Origin of the sequence: Anaerovirgula multivorans (assembly GCF_900188145.1) — a bacterium.
In the GTDB taxonomy this organism is placed as follows: Bacteria; Bacillota; Clostridia; order Peptostreptococcales; family Natronincolaceae; genus Anaerovirgula; species Anaerovirgula multivorans.
Map to the genome: position 1 here is coordinate 53531 of NZ_FZOJ01000023.1, position 22655 is coordinate 76185.

Below are 22655 nucleotides of genomic sequence, written 5' to 3' on the forward strand. Positions count from 1 at the left end.
TTCCCTATAATTTTAAATCCAATGTTTAAGGGGGAATATAAATGACAGAGTCTATCATGGATTACGGAACAAAAATAAAAAAGGATTCTTTAGCCTATAACCTGCACTCTTGGAGTCCCCAAGGAAGCCTAGATCCTAAGGTTATTACAAAGGCAGAGGGAATCTATTTTTGGGATGCAGATGGAAAGAGATATTTTGATATGTCTTCCCAGCTGGTAAATATGAATATTGGTCATGGCCATAGGAAAGTAATCGATGCTATCAAAGAACAGGCTGAGAAAATGGCTTTTATGGGCCCTGGCTATGCCTTTGATGTTAAATCAGAAGCTGCTAGAAAAATTATAGAAGTTGCACCTGCTAATATGGGTAAGGTTTTCTTTACCAACGCTGGAGCTGAAGCAAATGAAAATGCTATCAAGATAGCAAAGATGTATACTGGAAAATACAAAATATTCTCCAGATATCGTTCTTATCATGGTGCTAGCTATGGTGCTGCAAATCTTACAGGAGAAAAACGTAGATTTCCTAGTGAACCTAGTATTCCTGGGTTTATAAAATTCTTTGATCCTTACCTTTATCGTGCGCCAATACCTTTCAAGGATGAAAAGGAGGCTACAAAATATTACTTAGCACAATTAAGAGAGCAAATCATTTTCGAAGGCGCTGATAAGGTTGCTGCTATCTTCCTTGAGACAGTTACAGGAAGCAACGGTATCATCATTCCTCCAGACGGTTATTTAAAGGGAATTAGAGAAATCTGTGATGAATTCAATATCATTATGGTTTGTGATGAGGTTATGGCTGGCTGGGGAAGAACTGGCCAATGGTTTGCAGTTAATAACTGGGATGTTCAACCCGACTTAATTACCTTCGCTAAGGGCTCAACCTGTGGTTATATTCCATTGGGCGGTGTTATTGTGAGCAAAAAAATTGCTAACTTCTTCGATGAAAACACTCTATGGTGCGGATTAACCTACAGCGGTCATCCAATAGGTTGTGCAGCTGCCATTGCAACCATCGATATTTACAAAGAAGAAAACCTTATGGAAAACTCTAAAAAAATGGGTGCTATTTTAGGGGAAATCCTCGAAAACCTAAAGGCTAAACATAAATGTGTAGGAGATGTAAGATATATTGGTCTTTTCACCGGTATAGAACTAGTTAAGGATAAGACTACTAAAGAGCCTCTCGTTCCTTATGGCAACGATCCCGAAAAAATTATGAAAAGAATTCTTGGCATGCTTGCAACTGAAGGATTCTCAACCTATAACCATGATAACATTTTAATCATTGCTCCTCCACTAACCATAAACCAGGAAGAGCTAAGAGAAGCTATGGATGTTATGGATAAGGTTCTAGATTATGTTGACAATATGATTAGTGCATAGTAACCACAAGAACTTCTGCAGGTTGTTGAATAACGCTGCAGAAGTTCTTAAAGTAAATTTCAAGATAAATTGCTTGATACATTTTTGTATCAGGCAAACGTTATCTTTATAGTTTAAATTTTCTGTATTTTACAACATTTCAAATCGATGCTTGTATTTTTTTGATGCGTTTTTGTATCTCGAGCAAATGCATGAAAATGTATTTCTTTGTTGTTATTTAAGCTTTTTTCTGAATATTACCAATATTTATAATAAGTTTAAATGATGCAATTCTGTATCTATTTGTCTTTCTGCAATAATTAAATCCTCCCTACCTTAATAATACCAGAGTATTCAGAAAATGTAACATTTGGCACGAAACTTGCATTTTTAAGCATTGACATCTAAAAATTAAATTTTAAAAGAAGTCTATGTTTTATTTTCTTGTAGTTTTTTTAACATAGTTTTCCACTTAGGGGGTGAAAATTCATAAATATATCTGTATGACCCGTAAGGCGCTTGGTATCATATCTATTTTTTCTTAATTATTAAAACGGAGGTGTTCATTTAATGGGAGGTAGTATTAAAACACAAAGAGAAGTCAATGGTCTTTTTGAATTAACTGACGGTGCACGGAATAATTTAAAAAATAATGCTTATTACAACGATGATTTAGCTCCAACAAAATTGGATGAAAGAACCTGGGGAACTTATCATATAGCTGCACTATGGGTTGGTATGTCTGTATGTATTCCTACCTACATGATGGCCTCTGGGCTTATGGCTGCAGGTCTTTCCTGGTGGCAAGCTATTTTAAACATCGCAATTGGTAACCTAATCGTACTGATTCCTATGCAGTTGAACTCTCATGCTGGTACAAAATACGGTATCCCATATCCAGTATTTGCCCGTTTATCCTTTGGTATTAAGGGAGCGCATATTGCTTCTATCGCCCGTGCTATTGTGGCTGCTGGTTGGTTTGGTATTCAAACCTGGATTGGTGGAGGGGCCATCAACGCCGTACTTTCTATCGTTAGTCCTGCTTGGGGTGCTTGGAGTGCTGGAATCTGGGTATCTTTCTTTGCATTCTGGGCATTAAATGTATGGATTGCCTATAAAGGTGCGGAAGCTATTAAGTTCATGGAGGCTTGGGGTGCTCCAATCCTAGGCATACTTTCCTTAAGTCTTATGATATGGGCCGTAACAGCAGTTGGTTCTATGGGTAAAGGTATTGGTGACATCCTTAACTTACCTGCAACCTATGCACCTGGTGGTTTTTGGAAAATATTCCTTCCTGGTTTAACAGCCAACATTGCTTTTTGGTCAACCTTAGCTTTAAACATTCCTGACTTTAGCCGTTATGCTAAAACTCAAAAAGATCAGTTTATGGGCCAATTATTAGGACTACCTACAACGATGGCAGCCTTTGCCTTCGTAGGAGTTTTCGTAACAGGTGCTACCAGCATCGTTTATGGAGAATTTTTATGGGATCCAGTTGCAGTGGTTGCTAATATCGGAAGCCCAATTGCTGGTTTATTAGGCGCTTTAGGTATTGCCGTTGCAACATTAACTACTAATATTGCAGCTAACGTTGTTGCACCTGCTAATGGTATCTCCAACCTAAATCCTCAAAAAATTACTTATGGAATGGGAGCCATCGTAACAGGTGTTGCTGGTGTCTTAATGATGCCTTGGAAACTTATGGAAACAGCTGGTGCTTATCTTTTCGACTGGCTAGGAACCTACGGACTTTTCTTAGGCCCCTTGGCTGGTATGTATGTTGCCGATTACTATATTTATCGCAAGAAAACCCTTGACTTGGACGATCTCTTCAAGGGAGAACAAAGCCGTTATTGGTATGAAAATGGTATCAATAAAAAAGCCATCTATACTTGGATCATAGCAGGCATCTTCCCAGTTCTTGGTAAAGTAGTCCCATCTCTCAGCTTCTTTTCTGACAATGGCTGGGTTATTGGATTCATAGTTGCTATGGTGGTTTATCCAATGCTTATGAAAAACGAAACTTCTTCTCTTATTACACCAGAGGAAGAAAAAGCAATGAACGAAAAAGTAACCGTGAAATAATATTGTGGATATGTCATTAAAACTAAAAAGAGATCGGTAGCAAATCCGATCTCTTTTTTACCCAAATAGTGATAATTAATCTCGGCAATCCTATCCTTCATGGGTAAAACAATATATACAAATATATAAGGGGGTCAAATAATATGGATTTAATCATTAAAAATGGAACAATTATTACTGCTACTGATACTTACAAGGCAGACATTGCTGTAAAAGACGGAAAGATTCATATGATTGGCGCAAGCTTAGAAGCTCCAGTAGGTGTAGAAGTAGTGGATGCCACTGGAAAATATGTGCTACCAGGTGCTCTAGACGCCCATACTCACCTTCAAATGCCCTTTGGTGGTACAACATCCGCCGATAGCTACGAAGCTGGAACAAGAGCGGCTGCCTGTGGTGGAGTAACCACTGTTTTTGATTTTGTTATTCAAGGTAAAGGTAAAGGGCTTATTGAGTCTGTAGAAAGTAGAAAAGATATTTGCGACCCACAAGCATGTGTAGACTATGCTTTCCATACTGCTATTACTGATTTAAGACCTGAAGTGCTAGAGGAGTTAGAAAAATCTGTTGAATACGGCGTACCTAGCTTTAAGGTATTTATGGTTTATAAAAAAGAAGGCCTTATGGTGGATGACGGCGTACTGGCAGCAGCCTTAGAAAGAGCTAGAGACATTGGTGCTTTAGTATCTGTGCATGCTGAAAACCCCGATTTAATTGATAGAAGAATTGAAAAATTCTTAGGAGAAGGCAAAACCTCAGCATGGTATCATTATGAAAGCAGACCTGAGTTCGTAGAATCAGAAGCCGTTAAAAGAGCTATCCATTGGGCGAAGGCCTTCAATGCACCTTTAAACATTGTGCATCTAGCTTCTAAAGAAGGTTTGGATGAGGTTACTAAAGCTAGAGATGAGGGCTATCAAATTACAGCTGAAACTTGTCCTCAATATCTATACTTTACAAATGCCGTATACAAGAGAGAAGACGGCAGAAATTGGGTATGCTCACCTCCTATCAAAGCTCAAGATAGCCAAGAAGCACTTTGGGAAGGAATTAAGCGCGGTGATATTACTACGGTTGCCACAGACCATTGTCCATTTCAGTCCTATGAAAAGGATTGGGGTAAAGACAACTTTACTAAGATCCCTAATGGTTGTATGGGGATTGAAAACCTATATCCCTATATGTTAAGTGAAGCCAACAAAGGCCGTATTTCCTTTAATAAGGTGGTTGAAGTATGTTCAGCAAACGTTGCTAAATTATATGGTTGTGTACCTCAAAAAGGTACGATCGCAGCTGGTAGTGATGCTGATATCGTCATCTACGACCCTGACAAGAACTTCGTTGTTTCTAAAGACAACATGCACTCCGATGTAGATTATACCATCTGGGAAGGCGTAGAAATGACAGGTTATCCTGTAATGACCTTCTCTAGAGGTAAGTTGGTCTTCAAAGATGGAGAATTTGTGGGAGAAGCTGGTTGGGGACAATTCCTTAAGCGTAGTGGAAGAAAATAAATGTAAAAAAAAAGACCTATCCAATTCATAGTGATAGGCCTTTTTTAAGTTAAGATTAAAAAAACCCCTATCCTGTTCATCATTTTGGATAGAGGTTTTTAGCTTCTTTTCCTAAATTCTATAAAGCTTTCTTAGCGATTACATTGATGTCTCTTGGTGTTCCAAAGCTATGGAACTTTCTTTCTCCAGGCGTTACACAGTTTTCAATTGGACATACAATCCAGCATAATCCACAGCCTACGCACTTTTCTTCGTCAAGGACAGGTTTTCTATTATCTTCATCCCACTTGATAGCTTGATGTCCACCATCATAGCAGGAAACGTAACAGCGACCACATCCCACACATTTATCATGATCATACTTAGGATATACTTTGAAATCTCTATCAATTTCATCTGCTGGAATAATGTTTGGCAATGCTTTTCCAATGATTTCATCAAGACTATTGATACCCTTTTCTTCCATCCAGTAGGATAACCCGCTGATCATATCTTCAACAATTCTGTAACCATACTGCATGATAGCAGTTGTTACTTGGATGTTTTTTGAACCAAGAAGCATGAATTCTAGTGCATCTTGCCATGTTTCAATACCACCGATACCACTGATAGGTATCCCTTTTAATGCAGGGTCATTTGCCATCTGGGCAATAAATCTCAATGCAATCGGCTTAACAGCCTTTCCAGAATATCCCGAGATAGAGGATTTGCCGTTAACAATTGGCAGAGCTGTAAAGTTTTCTAGATCGATTTCTGTAATACTCTTGATTGTGTTGATAGCTGCTATACCAGTAGCTCCACCTTTAATGGCTGCACGAGCTGCTACCTCCATAAGAGTAATATTCGGTGTCATTTTAGCCAATACAGGAAGATGTGTCATGCTACTAACTGCTTTTGAATACCTTTCAACCAATTCCATGTTTGTACCAACATCAGAACCCATAGACGAGGTTGTCATTTGAGGACAAGAGAAGTTACATTCAATGATATCTGCACCAGTTTCTGTTACAGCCTTTGATAATTTTTTCCACTCTTCTTCGTTCTCACCCATAATAGAAGCTACAAGCACCTTATCTGGATAATTCTTCTTTAATTGATACATCATTTCAAGATTCTTTTCAGTAGGCTTATCTGAAATCATTTCCATGTTCTTGAAGCCTATAAACGGTGCCCCTTCCTTACGAGTAGCATCGAATCTTGGTGAACATTCATTTGGAATCCAATAACCAACTGTTTTATAAACAATTCCACCCCAACCCTCGTCGAAGGCCTTTTTACACATGTCATAATTGCTACCAACTGGAGATGAAGATAAGAAAAATGGATTTTCACATTTTACGCCACAAAACTCTATTGATAAATCTTTTCTTCTTGCCATATTATTTCACACCTTCCTTCTCAACAGCTACTTCTGCTCCGGTAGCTTTCATTTCTCTTAACGCTGTAAGATATTGGTCAATGCCCTCCGCAGCAGCTTTACCAGCAGCAACTGCTTCTACAACAGTTTTGCCACCGTTTACTATGTCTCCAGCAGCAAAGAAACCGTCAACATTTGTTTTACAGGTGTTTTCATCTACTACAACTAACTTCTTATCATTTATTGCGATATCAGCGATTTCCGTTACTGCTTCAGCCTCTTGACCAATTGAAAATATTACCATATCTGCCTTTAGTTCAATGGTGGATTCCCCATCTCTACCTAAACCCTTCACTGCACATACCTTACCGTTTTCCCCTAAAATTTCAATCATATTAAACTCAGGAATAAAATGTACTCCAATATCTTGTACGTGTTTTAATTCTTTCCTATTGGCGGGCATTTCTAGCATACTGCGTCGATAAAGAACTGTGACTCTGTTACCTAATTCTTTGGCTGTTGTGGCGCTGTCCATGGCAACATCTCCACCACCGATGACAATAACATGCTGCCCAACTTGAACTTCACCTTTACTTGGTTTAGCTGTGCCTAAAAACTCAACAGCATTAGTTACACCCTCTAAATCACTGCCGGGAATATCTAACACCTTAGGTAATTGCATACCAATACCTAGGAAAAAAGCTTGGAATCCTTGCTCCTTAAGTTCGTCTACAGTAACATCTTTGCCTACCTTACAGTTAAATACAAAGTTTACTCCAAGATCTTTTATATATTGCACTTCATCGTTTACTACTTCTTGTGGCAAACGGCTTGGTACGATACCGTAGGTTAATACGCCACCAGCTTCAGGCTTCTCTTCGAAGATGGTTACAGCATACCCCTTAAGGGCTAATTTAGCTGCTACCGCTAAACCTGCAGGTCCAGCACCAACAATCGCTACTTTTTCTTTAGTAGCTTCTACTGGGTCTAGCACTTTAAATCCAGTAGCCTTTTCAAAGTCAGTTGCAAATCTTTGTAGTCTTCCAATTTCAATGGGTTTATCGATTCCTGTTCTACTACAGGCTTCTTCACAGGTTTTATCATATGGACAAACTCTAGCACATACTCCACCAAGAATGTTATTTTCTCTAATCGTTTCTGCAGCGCCTTTAAAGTTTCTGAACCGAATAGAACGAATGAATTTTCCAGGATCTGTTCCTGCTGGACACCCTTTACTACAAGGTGCATCATGACATAATAGACATCTCGTAGCTTCTTCCATCGCTGTTATTGCTGTAAAAGGAGCCTCAACTTCCTTTAAGTACTTCTCCTTCTTTTCCAAGCGCACTTCCCCCTTTATTGGTTTTTCATTTCTTAGTTATCATAGATTTGCTCTGATTAGTATATTTTAAACCCTTATTCCCATACTAAAGCTTTAAAAGCATCTGAGCCAGCTTCTGTTGCCTTCAAGAAAATAGCCGCGTTACCAGCAACAGCCTTAGCGATAAAGTCAGTACGTACTTTGTCATAAGGTGTATGGGCATATTGTTCTTGCATTGGAGAGTAACCAATCGTTGGTTTTCTATCGATACCAGCTGTTTTACTTCCATCTGTACCAAAGTCCCAATATCCATATTTTACTGGTTGACCAAGGGCTTCTAAAGCCTCTGCAGCAGCCTTGGTAAAGCCATGATCTCTAGGTGTCTTCCAAGCTGGCATAAGCTTTTCTGCTTCATATTCAATACCAGTATAGGAGACCTCTAAAGCAGTTTTAATTTTGACATCTGCCTTAAACTCTGGATCCTGTGCAGCTAATTCATCAATAATATCTTGAATTTGCTTTACAACCTCTTCTACATTTTCTGTAGGGATAAATCTTCTATCTAGTGAAAGCATTGTTTTATCAGGAACGATGGACAATGCTCCAGGTGAACATTCAATAATATTTAAAGAAATAGATGATTGACCTAAGTCTACATCCTTTGGAAGACTAGGATATAGTTCATCCTTAATCTTTTGAATTAATGGTAATGACTTATAAATGGAGTTAATACCTAGCCAAGGTGCACTACCATGGGAGGTTCTGCCATAAACCGTTACTAACATTTCAACTCTTCCCCTATGACCACAGTAAAGCTTTAATGATGTAGCTTCCGAAGAAACCATAGCGTCATAGGTTAAACCCTTGGCTGGTAAAGTTTTATCGATAACATGCTTCATACCTACCATCTCAGCTGGCTCTTCCTGTACAACCCCTTGGAACATAAATGTGCCTTTAAAGTTATAACCCATTTCTCTAAGTTTTAACAATGCAGCACCAGCATAAATTTGAGCAGCTTCCCCAGCTTTTACGTCAGAAGCAGCACGTCCATGAATACATTCTGTTAAATCTTTAGCTGTCTTATCTTGGTTGTCTACTTCACATATATCAATTTCCCCACCATATGGGTCATAACCTTCCCAGTTATTTGCATCTCCGGGACTAACATGATCCATATGAGAATTGTACATAATGGTTGGCCCATCTTCCGTTCCCTTTACAAGTCCAAAAACATTTCCTTGATCATCTTTAAATGCTTCATCATAGCCTAATTTTTCCATTTCTGCTATCAATAAATCAGCCAATTCTCCTTCTTCTCCACTGATACTTGGAGTTTGAACTAATTTTTGAGTGAACTCTACTACATCCGCCTTCATTTCTGCAGCAATTTCGTTAAGTTTTTTAAAGACTTCTTGCTCCATAATTGTTCCATTACCCATCATTGCAACACTCCTTCTAAAATATATTTTAAAGAATACTCTTTTGTAGAGTGATTCTTCCGATGCTATATCGTGTCATAGCTCTTGTCCTTTATATATGCAAGTTTCATACCAATTATTTTCACTAATAGGAAATGGATTTTTGCAACATTTGTCCTTCTAGAAATTTGAATTTCTGCTGCTTTTGATTCTAAACTGCATCAAAATCGAATAAAAATTAAAACTAGTTTGAAAATTCCCTAGTATCTGTATATTCCCACATTTTGATTTTTGATTCATAAATGTATCCGTTTGATTCACATGTCTATCATTAATTATATTAGTTACTAAACGTAATATTCAGGGAAATACTTGACTTTAAGAGATGTTACCGTTAATATAGATTTGATTTAAGAAAAGTAAGAGAATTCTTACCTAAAGATCATGAATAGTTTTATAGAAATGTGGTGTATTTATGAAGGAAAAGATGATTAATTGCTATAAATGCAAATTTTTTTATATTACTTGGGATAAAAAATTTCCAAGGGGCTGCAGGTTTTTTGGGTTCAAAACCCACAAGCTCCCCTCTATTGCTGTGTTTGAATCATCTCAAAAGCCTTGCTATGGCTTTCAAGAAAAGATTAATAAATAATGTAAGTATATGAATTTAGCTGATTTTCCCATAGTTTACTGCTAATGCTGCTCCTACCTTAGCATTGTTATAGACTAGCTGTATATTGGCTTCTAAGCTTTTACCCTTAGTTATTTCCTTAATTGTGGCTAGTAGGAAGGGAGTCACCTCTTTTCCTGCTATCTCTTTCTCCTTAGTTTCTAAAACCGCCCTTTCAATAACTGCATTCATCAAGGATTCTTCCATAGCATAGGCTTCTGGAATAGGATTGGCAATAACAACGCCTCCCTCTAATCCCATGTGCCATTTAGTTTTCAATATTTTTGCAAGGGTCTCTGTATCCTCCACCCTATGATCCACTATAAACCCACTTTTCCTAGTATAAAAAGCCGGAAAATCATTGGTTTGATAACCTATTACAGGTACTCCATGAGTTTCTAATACCTCTAGGGTTAATCCTAAATCCAAAATAGATTTGGCACCAGCACATACGACTGCCACATTGGTTCTGGCTAGCTCCATCAAGTCTGCTGAGATATCGAAGGTTTCCTGCGCCCCTCTATGGACACCACCAATTCCTCCCGTCACAAATACTTTGATTCCTGCCATTTCTGCAATAATCATAGTAGAGGCCACTGTAGTAGCTCCATTTTTACCTTCTCCTACAATATAGGGCAAGTCTCTTCTACTGACCTTAGCTACATCCTTAGCTTTTCCTAAAAACTCCAGCTCTTCATCGGTTAACCCTACCTTGATTTCTCCCTTTAAAATAGCTATGGTTGCCGGTACTGCCCCAGCTTTACGAATGATGCGTTCAACCTCCCTAGCAGTTTGAACATTATCAGGATAAGGCATTCCATGAGAAATGATGGTAGATTCTAATGCCACCAATGGTATACCCTCTTCTTTAGCTTTTTTTACCTCCGGTGATAAATGTAAGTAATTCTCAAAATTTTTCAAATCTATTCCTCCTGTTTATTAATCATTCTATATAGATATAGGCTTTTAGAATTAAATTTTAATATACACGGTCTACGGTTTCGCCCTTAGTATATTAAAATTTATGGGTGTACACCTATAATGAATATACTATAGTTTTTTTCTTCAATAACTTGCTACAAGTTCTAATAATCCATCTATACTTAGTTTATGATTGACGGTTTCATAGGTCCCCACAGTAAGAGCGCCACAGCCTAAAGCCAAAATTACCTTTTCTTTTAAGCTTTTCTCCTGTAATGTTCCGTATACTAATCCTGCTACAAAAGCGTCGCCTGCCCCAGTCGTATTTTTCACCTCAACATCAAAACCCTTAACTCTACCATAGTAGCTTCCATCGTGATAAAAGGCTCCATCTCTTCCGAGGGAGACAACAACTTCCTTCACCCCTTTCTTCAATAACATCTCTGCCGCTACTTTTATATCTTCTTCACTGCTAATTTTCTTATCAGTTAATAACTCTAGCTCTAATAGATTTGGTTTGATTGTATGAAATAATCCAATATAGTCCTTAACCTTTTCTGCCTTTACAGCTGATACAGTGTCTAAAAATAGTGATATGTTTTGTTCTTTTGCAAACTCAGTTACATAGGCTATAGCATCCTTAGATATATTGGTATCAACAACGATCACCCTTGCCTCTTGAAGAAAATGCTTATTAGATTTCAGAAACCCTCTATCTATTTTATCAAAAATATCCATCTGAGCAATAGCAGTTACCATTTCTCCTCTATCATCTAGGACAGCTAAATAAAGACCTGTGTTGCTCCCTTCAAGAATTAAACTGTGATCTATTCCAATCCCTATCTCTTTACATTCTGTTAATAGTTTTGCTCCATATAGGTCTTTCCCCATAGCTGTAATCAAGTGACTATGTACCCCTAAGTTGCATAAGTTGTGGGCCACATTTCTTCCGACACCCCCTAAAGACAGTTGAACCTCTCCAGGATTGGAGGTAGCTGCCACTAAAGAATTATAACTCTTTCCAATAATATCTATATTGGCGCCACCGATGATACAAACATAGTCACAGATGTCCTTATGGTTTAAAAATTGTACCATAGCTTATATATCTCCTTTATACTATTAATTATATTGTTTCACTTTTTCGTGATTCATATCTATATTTTATTATCAAAAGAGGAATAAACCCTATTAAACTACTATAGCCAAAAAACCTATATACTGCAAGAATGTTATATTGATCTAAGATGATTCCGCCTAACAACTTGGAAATAATAGAGCCTAAACCTAACCCTAAGGAAGAATAAAGTGTCATGGCCGTCATCCTTAGTTCATCTGGTGCATTTTTGCTGGCATATTGGGCTCCAGTTACAATAAGCAATCCGACGGATAGCCCCTGCAACATAAAAAGCCAAAGAATTTGCTGATAGCTTGGACCAGTGCTGTACCAAAACCATCTCAAAACTGATATAATTGTAGCCCCCAGCAAAGTATTAACAATTCCTATTTTGTTAGTAATCTTATTGGCTATTTTCATAATAGGCGCTTCACTACCTGCAAATAATAGGAAGGCAAGCCCAACCCCGCTAATTCCTCCACCTAGATATTTAAATAGAAGAGCAAAATATACATTATGTCCATTCATGGGTCCAAATACAAATAAGACACTGATTAATAACAAAGTATACTGAGGGGTTTTCAGGAGTTTCTTAACCCCATTTGTAAGCTGTACCTTTGTATTGCTCTTTTCACTAGGCAAAGGCTTAATAAGAAAGAGTGCTACTATATAAAACAAACTGTATATGTAAAAAATAATCTTTAACCCAAGCTTTTCACCTAAAACCCCTGCAACAAATACTGCCAATGCAAAACCAATGGAGCCCCACTGTCTAACATCACCGAAGGAGAAGTTTGACTTTGCTGTATGATTCAATACGATGCCATCAATAATAGGTCCATTTGCTCCTTGAAAAAAATATAGCACTGCAAAACCGAAGAGCAAGACATAAAACTGTTGAAAAAAAGATAAAACAATGCCCAGCGCCGCAGCTATAGCAATAGTATAGGTTAAAATTTTCTTTGTCTTTTGGGTTTTATCACAAAGAATACCCCATATAGGCTGAGCAAGTAATACGACAACAGCACCCGTAGCAGTAATTAAGCCTATCTCAGTACCATTTAAACCTATTTCTATCAAATATTGAGATAGCAAAGGATAAATAGCTCCTAAGGCAAAATATAACAATACATAAAAAATACTGAAATGAAAATACATATACTATCTCCTTCTTATTAATTTCAGCAAAATCCATTTACTAATCTTGTGAAAAGAGCCTCTCATTACCTACAGATATCCACCAACTCACCGTCTGTCACGATTAGCAATTCTTGTACCGTTATGGGAACAGCCGTATTGGCAGTGCCTGCTGCAGCATAAACCACATCAAACCTTTCCATGCTTTTATCAATGAATATTTTGATTTTTGTTTTAAGAGCAAAGGGGCATACCCCCCCAGGAGGAAAGCCTGTGATTTCTATACATTCTTCTGGTTTAGCCAGCTTAGGTTTTGCCCCAATAATCTTTTTTAGTTCACTAGAGCTCACCTTAACATCTCCACTGGTTACAACGAGTACTGGTTCTTCCTTCCCCATAAATAAAATAGTCTTAGCTATTTGTCCTACTGTTACCCCTAACTGATCCGCTGCCATTTGGGAGGTTTTTGTGCTACCTTCATCAAACTCAATTACCTTTAAAGTAACAGGTAAGGTCTCTATGTATTCCTTTACCTTTTGTAATGCACTTCCCATAATATGTATCCAACTCCTTCATTAAAATTATTATTATATTATAATACAAGTGAATTCTCGTAACAATAGTGTACTCTCTTTTTCTTTATTGAGGGCTTCTTCTAATTATTATAAAGCTCTATTAATCACGTATTAACTAAAAGCAGTGATTTCAGAGATAGATATTATTATAAATCCTCATCAAATGTTTTCAGTATATTAAAAAAATCGAGTTCTTGATCAAGAACTCGATTTTTAATAACATTTCTATTCTATTTTAGTACCAGCCTCTTAGCTTCATAGCATCAGCAACACGCTTGATAGACATCATGTAAGCCGCTACCCTCATGTTTACGCCGTGTTCCTCTTTCAATGCCCAAATTTCTTCAAAGGCTTTTACCATTAGGTTTTCTTGTTTTTCTTGTACTTCTTCAAATGTCCAAGAATATCTCATTAAGTTTTGAACCCACTCAAAGTAAGATACTGTAACACCACCAGCATTTGATAAAATATCTGGGACTACAAGTACACCTTTTTTATCTAAAATCTCATCAGCTTCCAATGTTGTAGGACCATTTGCACCTTCACAAACGATTTTAGCCTTAATGTCTCCAGCATTTTCAGCAGTAATAACATTTTCTAATGCACAAGGTAGGAAAATGTCTACATCAAATGTAACGATATCTTCCTTAGGAAACTCACTTTCTGCTCCTGGGAATCCTTTAATGCATCTATGTTCTTTAACATATTCAGCTAAGGCATGAACATCGAAGCCTTGGCTATTGTATAGTCCCGCAGTATGGTCTGCAACTGCTACGATTTTTCCACCTAATTCATGAATATAGCTAGCTGTAAAGCTTCCAACATTACCAAAGCCTTGAAGAGCAATTCTTGCTTTATCCAGTGGTAATCCAACCTTCTTAGCTGCATCCCTTGCCATAATAGCAACACCATATCCTGTTGCCTCTGTTCTTGCTAATGACCCGTAAAATTCTACAGGCTTTCCAGTAAGTACGCCTGGTTCAAATCTTCCAGTAGCTTTATGATATTCATCTACCATCCAAGCCATAATTTGACCATTTGTATTTACATCTGGTGCTGGAATATCTATTCTTTCACCGATAATTGGTGAAATAGCTCTAGCAAATCCTCTTGATAATCTTTCTAATTCTCCTTTAGATAATTCTGAAGGATCAACAGTTATACCACCTTTTCCTCCACCATATGGGATACCTACTACACCACACTTAAATGTCATCCATGTAGAAAGGGCTTTTACCTCATCCATATTTACATCCTGATGAAACCTAATACCACCTTTAAAAGGACCTACAGCATCATTGTGTTGCGATCTGTATCCAATAAAGCTTTTAATTGAACCATCATCCATTCTAACTGGAATTGCTACTTCCAATACTCTCATTGGGTTTTTTAGAATTTCATAAACCGCTGGATCTGCACCTAGTTTGTCACATGCCTGTTTCACTTGTCTTTGTGCCGTTTCAAATACATTGATGTGTTTTTCTGCCATGTTCTTATACCCTCCTAAAAAATAATTTTATATTATTATGATACAAAAACCTTAGTGTAGCAATATATCAAAAAAGCTTAGCTTTTTTGAAAACCTTTTCCCAACGATTCATAAATACACAACAATTTTTTACTATTGTTGTTTTAGAATAACTTTGTTAATTTTTTAACCGAGGCAAAGGACTGTAGACAAAAAAAATTTGTCTTTTCCGTTTTTTCTTTAGATTTACCTGCTTTTTAGTTGTAATTTTTAAAATACGACCTCTCAATTTGAATTATAACATATTGTCCTTCAAATTGTAAACAACCTACTTACATATTACTAAATTTTTTACCGCTACATGCACTGCCAGGATATTAAAAGAAGTCATTCTCTCAACCTCAAGTTTTACCTGCTCTTGTAAACACTCTATCAGAGGTCTGATTGGATTACCATAAACAATCTTTACATCCATCTCAATGATTAACCCCGCTTGTGTATTCGTAATGTCTATACTGTCTATTTTATATATACCTATTACTTTATTAGCGGCATAGAAAATCAAGTCTTTAATCACCTTGTCGGAAATCGTGTATTTGCCCATATAACTAAAGGTAGGTCTTACAACAGATTTTTCTTCTGAGTCTTGTCCATCTCCTTTTCCAAACTTTTTAAAAACCTTCAATGGATTCAAAAAATATCCTGAGAAGTCTTTTTTAATTTCAAAGGTAGGCACAGGAATAACATGTTTTCCTTCTTTTCGTCGTGTCTTTTTAGCGATTTTAATCTCTTCTTCTGAAGATATTTCTTCTATAAACACCCTTTCTGTAACCTCTCCTAAATCTAAGGTTTTTACAATAGACTTTACCATCTTTTCTGAAGTTCCTAGTATTAAGATTCCCTGAGGCTTTTCTTGTGCTATTGTCTCTATTACCTCTTTTCGATGTTCTTCATCTATAAATAGAGCTCTTTTGACAGCTCCCATTTTTGACTTTTCTCTTTTAGCAGAATAGCCCGCTATTACTTTGTTTTCCTTAATCAATAAACCATCATCAATGATATATTTAATATTTTTTTCTTTTGCCAAACGCATTGCTTGGTAACTCTTACCAGTACCACTGGTGCCTACTAGTACAACAACCCTCATTGAAACGCCTCCTAAGTTATCTGTAGCCTACTTACTATTTTAACATATCTTTTCAAATTTATGCTATATAAAATAAAATGAGAATCATTATAAATTAACGTTTTTGTCCAAAAAAACTATATATTTATTGATTATATTATTTTCCCCTTGTTATAATACATATGTAGTAAATAATTTTTACATAGAGGAGGAACTATCAATGGCATATAAAATTACTGATGCTTGCATTAGCTGCGGAGCATGTGAACCTGAATGTCCAGTAGATGTTATTTCAGCTGGAGATGATATTTATGTGATTGATCAAGAAGGATGTATTGATTGTGGCGCTTGCGCTAACGTATGTCCTGTAGATGCACCTGTTCCAGACTAATTAAGCAGATGACCGAAATCTTTGATTTCATGTCAGTCGCTTATACAAGGTGAAGTAAGTCGCTTTTAAAAAGTGGTGGTTGAATAGACCCACCACTTTTTTCATTCCTGTATTTCATTTTCACGAGTTTTTTCCTTATTTAACATATCTAACTTTACAAGAAATTTCAAAACTGCCTTTTCTTCATTGAAGGAAAAATCATTTAATAGAACCTCTAGTATATCCTTTTCATTTTGAAGAATCTCGTGATAAACCTCTTTCCCTTTATCTGTTAGACTTAGTATATGTACCCGTTTATCTTCTGCTGATTTTGTCTTTATGATTAGCTGCTGCTGCTGCAGTTTACTAATCAACGTTACAAAGGAGTTCCTATCTATATCAAGCTCCTGGATTACTTCAAACATTTTCTTTCCTCTATCTTTTCCTAAGATTTTCAATATGAATAGTTCTGCTATAGATAAGGTAGTTCCTTTTAACAAAATCCCTTTCTTATCATGTATAATAGTATTTCTAATTAGTTTCTGTAGATACTCATTGATTTGCAAATAGTAACTTCTCATCTTCATCACCTTTATCACATAAAAGCTTTTTATATTCCATATTGATTAGAACAAACCTGCTTCACAGGAGATCTTTCACTTTGTTCAGGGTGACAGGTGAGATCTTGGTCATTCTGAGCGCAGCGAAGAATCTTATTTTTTCACTTGCTTATCCATAATAGAGATAATTTATAATTTCTTATATATTATAGAAAAACCTATATCGAAGGATATAGGTCTTAAACTATTTACTATTCTTCTTGATTGCTTAGTAAATATGATAGAATAAACAAGCTATCACTTAAATGAACATTTTCAATAATTACGTCCTCTGGCACCTTTAAATCTATTGGAGCAAAGTTCCATATTGCAGATACCCCTGCTTTTGTAAGCTTATTTGCAATATCCTGGGCAAATTCCTTAGGAGTACAAATGATTCCAATATCGATTTTGTTTTCATCAATGAACTCTTGTAGTTCATCAATATCAAAAATCGGTACATCCCTAATCTTCATACCAATAAGCTTTGGATTTGTGTCAAATAACGCCATTAACTTGAACCCAAATCTTTGAAAGTTGGTATAGTTAGCTATAGCCTGTCCTAGGTTTCCAGAGCCTATGATGACAGTATTATAGTTTGTTGTCAATCCTAAGATTTTTTGTATTTCTTTATAAAGCTCCTCAACATTGTATCCATATCCCTGTTGTCCAAATCCTCCAAAGTTATTTAAATCTTGTCTAATCTGAGAAGCAGTGAATCCCATCATTAAACTTAACTCTTTAGATGAGATACGGTAAACTTCTCTATCCAATAATTCTTTCAGGTATCTGTGGTACTTTGGCAATCTTCGAATCACCGCCATAGAAATATCTTTATGATTTTTAGCCATGCAATCGTCTCCCATTATGATTTTTATTTCAATTTTATTATAATTTTCGATCATCTCATCCTTCAATTTAAAAATCCCATTTCCACAATTATGTAATATTTCTACGAATATATGTATACCCCTATTTAAATAATAAAAACAAACTTTTTACAATACCTTAAGGTTTTATAACAAAATACTTATTAGAAATAGGGTGGAAAAGAAAATAAATTGAAAATATTTGGTATTTTTTAACTTTTACTATAATTATGTATTATAGCAAATAATTGTTTTTGTGTAAATCATTAATTTGGTAGTCCTCTACCTTTAGCTTTTTCTTTATTATTACCACTTTTTTTGTTAAACTATTAGTGAAATCGAAATTTATTCTATTTATTTTTATATAAATTTAGGAAACTATACTTTAAATGCTATTTTGGTTAGAAATTATTGTATTTTAGGAATACTTCTAGGAGGACATGGAAACTATGATTATATTATCTTGTAACAACGTAACTAAATCCTTTGGTGTAGATTTAATTATAAAAAATATCAGCTTTAGTATTAATAAAGGAGAAAAAGTTGGCTTAGTTGGAGTAAACGGTGCTGGTAAGTCTACTCTTTTTAAAATTCTATGCCAACAGCTTTCCTATGATGAAGGTGAACTATACATTGCCAAATCGACGAAGGTTGGCTACTTAGAACAAAATAATCTTTTAGATCCTAGCAACACCGTTTATGATGAGGTAGTATGGGTTTTTTCTGACCTAATAGAGATGGAAGAGCAACTAAGGAAGCTAGAATTAGAAATTGCTGATTTAGGAAAAACTCTCAATGAATCATCTTTGTTAGCGTCTTCTATGGAGGAATATTCTCTTATGTTAGAATCGTTTAATGAGAAAAATGGTTATGGCTTCCGTAGTGCAGTTAGGGGAGTATTACGGGGTTTGGGCTTTTCTGAGGAAGAGTTTAATCAACCTATCCCTCAGTTAAGCGGTGGTCAGAAAACTAGAATATCCCTCGCCAAGCTATTGCTATCAAAGCCTGATATTTTGATGTTGGACGAACCTACTAATCATCTGGATATTGAAGCAGTAGAATGGTTAGAGGGATTTCTTAAGGATTATGATGGAACGATCTTAATGATATCCCATGACCGATATTTTTTAGATCAACTTGTAAATCGTGTCATGGAGATAGAGAATCATCAACTTGAAAGCTACAATGGTAACTATACTGACTTTATGAAAAAGAAGCAAATTATAAGAGACCATCAATTAAAAGAATATATTGAGCAGCAAAAAGAAATTAATCGTCAGAAAGATATGATTCGTCGTCTGAGACAACATGGTACTGAAAAATTGATGAATCGAGCCAAAAGCAAAGAAAAGCAATTTGCAAAATTAGAAGAGCTTCAAGCTCCTCAAGTGAAACGAGATAAGGCCAAAATGCAATTTCACACCTCTATAAAAAGTGGTAATGATATATTATCCGTTGAAAATCTCGCTAAATCCTTTGAAGACATTCCCTTGTTTCGTCAAGTATCCTTCGATATCTATCGAGGTGAACGGGTTGCTTTGATTGGCCCAAATGGAATAGGAAAATCTACTCTTTTTAAAATTATCTTAAATAAAATTAAAGCTAACGAAGGAAGTCTTCGTTTAGGCCACAACGTACAAATAGGCTATTATGATCAGGAACAAGAAGGACTCCATCCTGAAAAAATAGTTATTGATGAAATCTGGGATGAACATATCAATATGAATGAAACAGAGGTACGAACCTTATTAGGAGCGTTTTTATTTAGGGGCGAAGAGGTTTTTAAACCAGTCTCTACTTTAAGTGGTGGTGAAAAAGCAAGATTATCCCTATTAAAGCTTATTTTGTCTAATACAAACTTTTTGCTGTTGGATGAACCTACGAACCACTTAGATATTGATTCAAAGGAAGTGTTAGAGGAAGCACTTTTACAATATGATGGTACTATTTTTGTTATTTCCCATGATCGTTACTTTTTAAACCGTATAGCCACTAAGCTTATTGACTTAAGGTCTGAAGGCACAGAAACTTTTCTAGGAAACTATGCTTATTATACAGAAAAGAAAAAGCAAGCCTTCTTTGAAGAGGAGGAGCCTCAAGGCAAAACTAAAACACAACTTAAAGAGGAACGTCGCAAAGAAAAGGAAGAGCGGGATCGCCTTCGTCAAATAACCAAAAAAGGAGATGCCATCGAGAAAGAAATAATGGAATTAGAGACAAAACTCACTGAGCTAGAAGATCTCATGTGCCAGGAAGATATCTATGCTCACCCTGAAAAGAGCCGAGAAGTTCACCAAGAAACTGTTGAGATAAGAGAAAAAATAGAACAGCTCTATGAAGAGTGGGAAATGCATCAAACATAAGTATCAAAAAATAAATAAGGGGGAAGGGAAATGGAAAAAATCAATCAGTTTATTGACAGGTACAGGGATGATCTCATTAAAAAAACACAGGAAGTCGTGAAAATTCCAAGTGTAGAGGGGAAATGCCAACCAGGTAAACCTTTTGGAGAAGAAGTACATGCTGCTTTAGAATACGTCTTAACTGTAGCGCAAGAAATGGGATTTGCAACAAAAAACCTTGATGGTTACGCAGGCTATGCAGAAATGGGAGAAGGTAATGAAACCATTGCTATCCTTGGACATTTAGATGTGGTTCCTGAAGGAGAAGGTTGGACCTATCCACCTTATGGAGCAGAAATCCATAATGGAAAAATCTTTGGCCGTGGTACCATCGATGATAAAGGCCCTATCATTGCAGCCCTTTATGCCATGAAGGCCTTAAAGGAATCTCAACTCCCTATTCATAAAAAAATAAGAATAATTTTTGGTACCAATGAAGAAACAGGCATGAAGGATATGGAATATTATCTATCAAAGGAAAAAAATCCAGATATCGGATTTACCCCCGATGGAGACTTTCCTGTAATCTATGGTGAAAAAGGAATTCAAATCTTTTCCTTACAACAAAAATTTTCAAACGACTGCTTCTGTGTCAACCCTATAAATATTAAGAGTATCAAAGGAGGAACAAGACCTAATGTAGTTCCAGAACAATGTACTGCAATACTCCAAGTAGTAGATGGCTATAAACCAAAGTTAGAGAAACAATTAGATGATTTTACTAATAAAAATAGCTGTAAAATAATGATGCAGCAAGAGGAAAATGAAGTTGTTTTAGTATCCCAAGGGATTTCAGCCCATGGTAGTACGCCTGAAAAGGGACACAATGCTATTTCACAGCTGTTAGTTTTCCTTGGGGGATTGGAAGACTGTAACTATGGTGTTTTCAGCTTCATCCAAGTATATAGTAAAAAAATAGGTATGGAATATAACGGAGAGTCCATCGGTTGCGGTTTCGAAGATGACATTTCTGGCAAATTGATCTTTAATGTTGGAGTTATTGAAGCTGATGAAAATCAAGCGGATATCAAAATAAATATAAGATATCCCATTACATCTAATGGAAAAGATGTTTTAGATGGTATCACCAAATCCTTGGAGGGAGCAGATATTGATTTGATTTTACATGAAGATTCCAAGCCTTTGTATGTATCAAAAGATCATATGCTTATCCAAAGCCTAATGAAGATTTATAAAGAAGAAACAGATGATTATGATGCAGAACCTATCACCATAGGTGGTGGCACCTATGCCCGCACCATGGAAAACATCGTGGCCTTTGGCCCCCTATTTCCTGGAGATGAGGAAACTGCTCATCAAAAAGATGAGTATATTTCAATAGAAAATCTTATAAAAATTACCCGTATCTACGGAAAAGTCTTATATGAATTAGCTAAGTAATATTCCTATAAGTTCAAGAAGGCTAGAGCTTCCTTATATAATAGAAGCTCTAGTCTTTTATTGTCTATATTCTTCTTGTTTTTCAATAAGTGCCTTATCGCTACCTATAGTATGAATTTATGTCAACTTTACATTTCAAAAAAAGTTTTTGTCATATTTTATAGATAATCAGCATATAATTTAGAAGGGAAAGTATATCCACATCAATCCACATCTTTTCCACAAAGTCCACAGACTTATGCACAGGTCCTATGATTGTAATATACTCTATCGACATTTCATTCACATTATCAACATTTTTTGACGTTTTTAGCTGTGGATAATATTGTGCATTAATAAAAACAAAAAAGCCTCCTACTCTATATCAGAGTAGGGGGCCTTTATTAACATAACTTTATGTACTAGCTATTATTATAGTATTATGTATATATAATTACTGGTTCTATTTTGCTGGTTCTTTTAGTCCCTCGACTATTTCTTCGTATTTTTTGTTTTTCAATAGTAATACGTTAATTAGACCATGCATTTCATCAATAAGCTCTAATAAATCCGTTTTCTCCATCGACCCATCTACTTTTTTCATCCACGATAACAATTCCATACTACTCCCTCCCATTATAGTTAATATATCAATTAAATTATATCATGGGGAGAAGGGGATATTATACAAGTAATGTTATGTAGCTTTCCCATATTTTACAAATATTTCGAATATCTTTCTCCTATTTTCAGATTTGGTACTCCATTTAAATCTAAGGTTGATCGATATCCTCTGATATAATCATAATATCCAACGCATCCAATCATAGCAGCATTATCTGTACATAGTTTTAATGAAGGATACGGGAGTTTGACAGTTGTAAATTTCAAAACCCATTCAAAAGCTTGAAAAGGCTTATTTTTTTTATGTTTTTTCATTTTTATATAGCGCACTTTGT

The 22655-nt window shown here is 36.0% G+C and carries 18 protein-coding genes and 1 pseudogene; 6 read left to right on the forward strand and 13 right to left on the reverse strand.

Annotation, left to right across the window (positions count from 1 at the left end; genetic code table 11):
* The first annotated feature begins 41 nt into the window (after positions 1–41).
* The 3 genes from CHB72_RS18290 (at position 42) to hydA (ending at position 4966) form a co-directional block, all read left to right on the forward strand.
* Complete coding sequence (locus CHB72_RS18290) at positions 42–1388, forward strand: aminotransferase class III-fold pyridoxal phosphate-dependent enzyme (protein WP_089284324.1); 1347 nt, start codon at positions 42–44, stop codon at positions 1386–1388.
* Positions 1389–1937: 549 nt separating this feature from the next.
* Complete coding sequence (locus CHB72_RS18295; protein WP_089284325.1) at positions 1938–3452, forward strand: NCS1 family nucleobase:cation symporter-1; 1515 nt, start codon at positions 1938–1940, stop codon at positions 3450–3452.
* 143 nt (positions 3453–3595) lie between these two features.
* Positions 3596–4966, forward strand: coding sequence for a dihydropyrimidinase (hydA, locus tag CHB72_RS18300; protein ID WP_089284326.1), 1371 nt, complete (start codon positions 3596–3598; stop codon positions 4964–4966).
* Positions 4967–5084: 118 nt separating this feature from the next.
* Here hydA and preA read toward each other — a convergent pair whose 3' ends face one another.
* From preA to CHB72_RS18350, 9 genes are all read right to left on the reverse strand, one after another.
* Positions 5085–6344, reverse strand: coding sequence for an NAD-dependent dihydropyrimidine dehydrogenase subunit PreA (preA, locus tag CHB72_RS18305; RefSeq protein WP_089284327.1), 1260 nt, complete (start codon positions 6342–6344; stop codon positions 5085–5087).
* Between the two features lies 1 nt (position 6345).
* The gene (locus tag CHB72_RS18310) at positions 6346–7671 is read right to left on the reverse strand and encodes an NAD(P)-dependent oxidoreductase (RefSeq protein ID WP_408606580.1); all 1326 of its coding nucleotides are present in this window, start codon (positions 7669–7671) and stop codon (positions 6346–6348) included.
* A 68-nt stretch (positions 7672–7739) separates the two neighbouring features.
* Positions 7740–9086 (reverse strand): M20/M25/M40 family metallo-hydrolase, encoded by a 1347-nt coding sequence (locus CHB72_RS18315; RefSeq protein ID WP_242975187.1) that lies wholly within the window; start codon positions 9084–9086, stop codon positions 7740–7742.
* A gap of 643 nt (positions 9087–9729) precedes the next feature.
* A complete protein-coding gene (locus CHB72_RS18325) occupies positions 9730–10653 on the reverse strand; it encodes a pseudouridine-5'-phosphate glycosidase (protein WP_089284330.1) in 924 nt (307 codons plus the stop codon).
* Positions 10654–10797: 144 nt separating this feature from the next.
* Positions 10798–11751 (reverse strand): PfkB family carbohydrate kinase, encoded by a 954-nt coding sequence (locus CHB72_RS18330; protein WP_089284331.1) that lies wholly within the window; start codon positions 11749–11751, stop codon positions 10798–10800.
* Between the two features lie 28 nt (positions 11752–11779).
* A complete protein-coding gene (locus tag CHB72_RS18335) occupies positions 11780–12928 on the reverse strand; it encodes an MFS transporter (RefSeq protein WP_089284332.1) in 1149 nt (382 codons plus the stop codon).
* A gap of 65 nt (positions 12929–12993) precedes the next feature.
* Positions 12994–13461: a YbaK/EbsC family protein gene (locus CHB72_RS18340; protein WP_089284333.1), complete on the reverse strand. Its 468-nt coding sequence runs from the start codon at positions 13459–13461 to the stop codon at positions 12994–12996.
* Between the two features lie 256 nt (positions 13462–13717).
* Positions 13718–14971: a Glu/Leu/Phe/Val family dehydrogenase gene (locus CHB72_RS18345; RefSeq protein ID WP_089284334.1), complete on the reverse strand. Its 1254-nt coding sequence runs from the start codon at positions 14969–14971 to the stop codon at positions 13718–13720.
* A gap of 307 nt (positions 14972–15278) precedes the next feature.
* Entirely contained in the window at positions 15279–16097 is an 819-nt protein-coding gene (locus CHB72_RS18350; RefSeq protein WP_089284335.1) for an Asp23/Gls24 family envelope stress response protein, read from the reverse strand.
* A gap of 199 nt (positions 16098–16296) precedes the next feature.
* On the opposite strand from CHB72_RS18350, the gene CHB72_RS18355 reads away from it, so the two are divergent.
* Positions 16297–16467, forward strand: coding sequence for a 4Fe-4S binding protein (locus CHB72_RS18355; protein ID WP_089284336.1), 171 nt, complete (start codon positions 16297–16299; stop codon positions 16465–16467).
* A gap of 101 nt (positions 16468–16568) precedes the next feature.
* Here CHB72_RS18355 and CHB72_RS18360 read toward each other — a convergent pair whose 3' ends face one another.
* Together CHB72_RS18360 and CHB72_RS18365 are read right to left on the reverse strand one after the other, a co-directional pair.
* Complete coding sequence (locus CHB72_RS18360; protein WP_089284337.1) at positions 16569–17027, reverse strand: MarR family winged helix-turn-helix transcriptional regulator; 459 nt, start codon at positions 17025–17027, stop codon at positions 16569–16571.
* 230 nt (positions 17028–17257) lie between these two features.
* Entirely contained in the window at positions 17258–17896 is a 639-nt protein-coding gene (locus tag CHB72_RS18365) for a redox-sensing transcriptional repressor Rex (protein ID WP_089284344.1), read from the reverse strand.
* Positions 17897–18363: 467 nt separating this feature from the next.
* Here CHB72_RS18365 and CHB72_RS18370 point away from each other — a divergent pair, with 467 nt between their 5' ends.
* Both CHB72_RS18370 and pepV read left to right on the forward strand, forming a co-directional pair.
* Positions 18364–20277 (forward strand): ABC-F family ATP-binding cassette domain-containing protein, encoded by a 1914-nt coding sequence (locus CHB72_RS18370; protein ID WP_089284338.1) that lies wholly within the window; start codon positions 18364–18366, stop codon positions 20275–20277.
* Positions 20278–20307: 30 nt separating this feature from the next.
* Entirely contained in the window at positions 20308–21717 is a 1410-nt protein-coding gene (gene pepV / locus CHB72_RS18375; RefSeq protein ID WP_089284339.1) for a dipeptidase PepV, read from the forward strand.
* A gap of 442 nt (positions 21718–22159) precedes the next feature.
* On the opposite strand, the gene CHB72_RS26730 is transcribed toward pepV, so the two are convergent.
* Positions 22160–22318 carry a hypothetical protein gene (locus CHB72_RS26730; RefSeq protein ID WP_176431462.1) on the reverse strand — a complete coding sequence of 53 codons (159 nt, stop codon included), beginning with the start codon at positions 22316–22318 and terminating at the stop codon, positions 22160–22162.
* Between the two features lie 95 nt (positions 22319–22413).
* Positions 22414–22655 (reverse strand): annotated as a pseudogene (locus CHB72_RS27465) (hypothetical protein); the annotation flags it as partial.

What these genes read in the sequence shown, in the direction of transcription:
- hydA (WP_089284326.1), top strand. Translation starts at nt 3,596, where the DNA reads ATGGATTTAATCATTAAAAATGGAACAATTATTACTGCTACTGATACT.
- CHB72_RS18355 (WP_089284336.1), top strand. Translation starts at nt 16,297, where the DNA reads ATGGCATATAAAATTACTGATGCTTGCATTAGCTGCGGAGCATGTGAA.
- CHB72_RS18350 (WP_089284335.1), bottom strand. Translation starts at nt 16,097, where the DNA reads ATGAGGGTTGTTGTACTAGTAGGCACCAGTGGTACTGGTAAGAGTTAC.
- CHB72_RS18370 (WP_089284338.1), top strand. Translation starts at nt 18,364, where the DNA reads ATGATTATATTATCTTGTAACAACGTAACTAAATCCTTTGGTGTAGAT.
- CHB72_RS18295 (WP_089284325.1), top strand. Translation starts at nt 1,938, where the DNA reads ATGGGAGGTAGTATTAAAACACAAAGAGAAGTCAATGGTCTTTTTGAA.
- CHB72_RS18340 (WP_089284333.1), bottom strand. Translation starts at nt 13,461, where the DNA reads ATGGGAAGTGCATTACAAAAGGTAAAGGAATACATAGAGACCTTACCT.
- preA (WP_089284327.1), bottom strand. Translation starts at nt 6,344, where the DNA reads ATGGCAAGAAGAAAAGATTTATCAATAGAGTTTTGTGGCGTAAAATGT.
- CHB72_RS18335 (WP_089284332.1), bottom strand. Translation starts at nt 12,928, where the DNA reads ATGTATTTTCATTTCAGTATTTTTTATGTATTGTTATATTTTGCCTTA.
- CHB72_RS18345 (WP_089284334.1), bottom strand. Translation starts at nt 14,971, where the DNA reads ATGGCAGAAAAACACATCAATGTATTTGAAACGGCACAAAGACAAGTG.
- CHB72_RS18360 (WP_089284337.1), bottom strand. Translation starts at nt 17,027, where the DNA reads ATGAGAAGTTACTATTTGCAAATCAATGAGTATCTACAGAAACTAATT.
- CHB72_RS18315 (WP_242975187.1), bottom strand. Translation starts at nt 9,086, where the DNA reads ATGATGGGTAATGGAACAATTATGGAGCAAGAAGTCTTTAAAAAACTT.
- CHB72_RS18365 (WP_089284344.1), bottom strand. Translation starts at nt 17,896, where the DNA reads ATGGCTAAAAATCATAAAGATATTTCTATGGCGGTGATTCGAAGATTG.
- CHB72_RS18290 (WP_089284324.1), top strand. Translation starts at nt 42, where the DNA reads ATGACAGAGTCTATCATGGATTACGGAACAAAAATAAAAAAGGATTCT.
- pepV (WP_089284339.1), top strand. Translation starts at nt 20,308, where the DNA reads ATGGAAAAAATCAATCAGTTTATTGACAGGTACAGGGATGATCTCATT.
- CHB72_RS18330 (WP_089284331.1), bottom strand. Translation starts at nt 11,751, where the DNA reads ATGGTACAATTTTTAAACCATAAGGACATCTGTGACTATGTTTGTATC.
- CHB72_RS26730 (WP_176431462.1), bottom strand. Translation starts at nt 22,318, where the DNA reads ATGGAATTGTTATCGTGGATGAAAAAAGTAGATGGGTCGATGGAGAAA.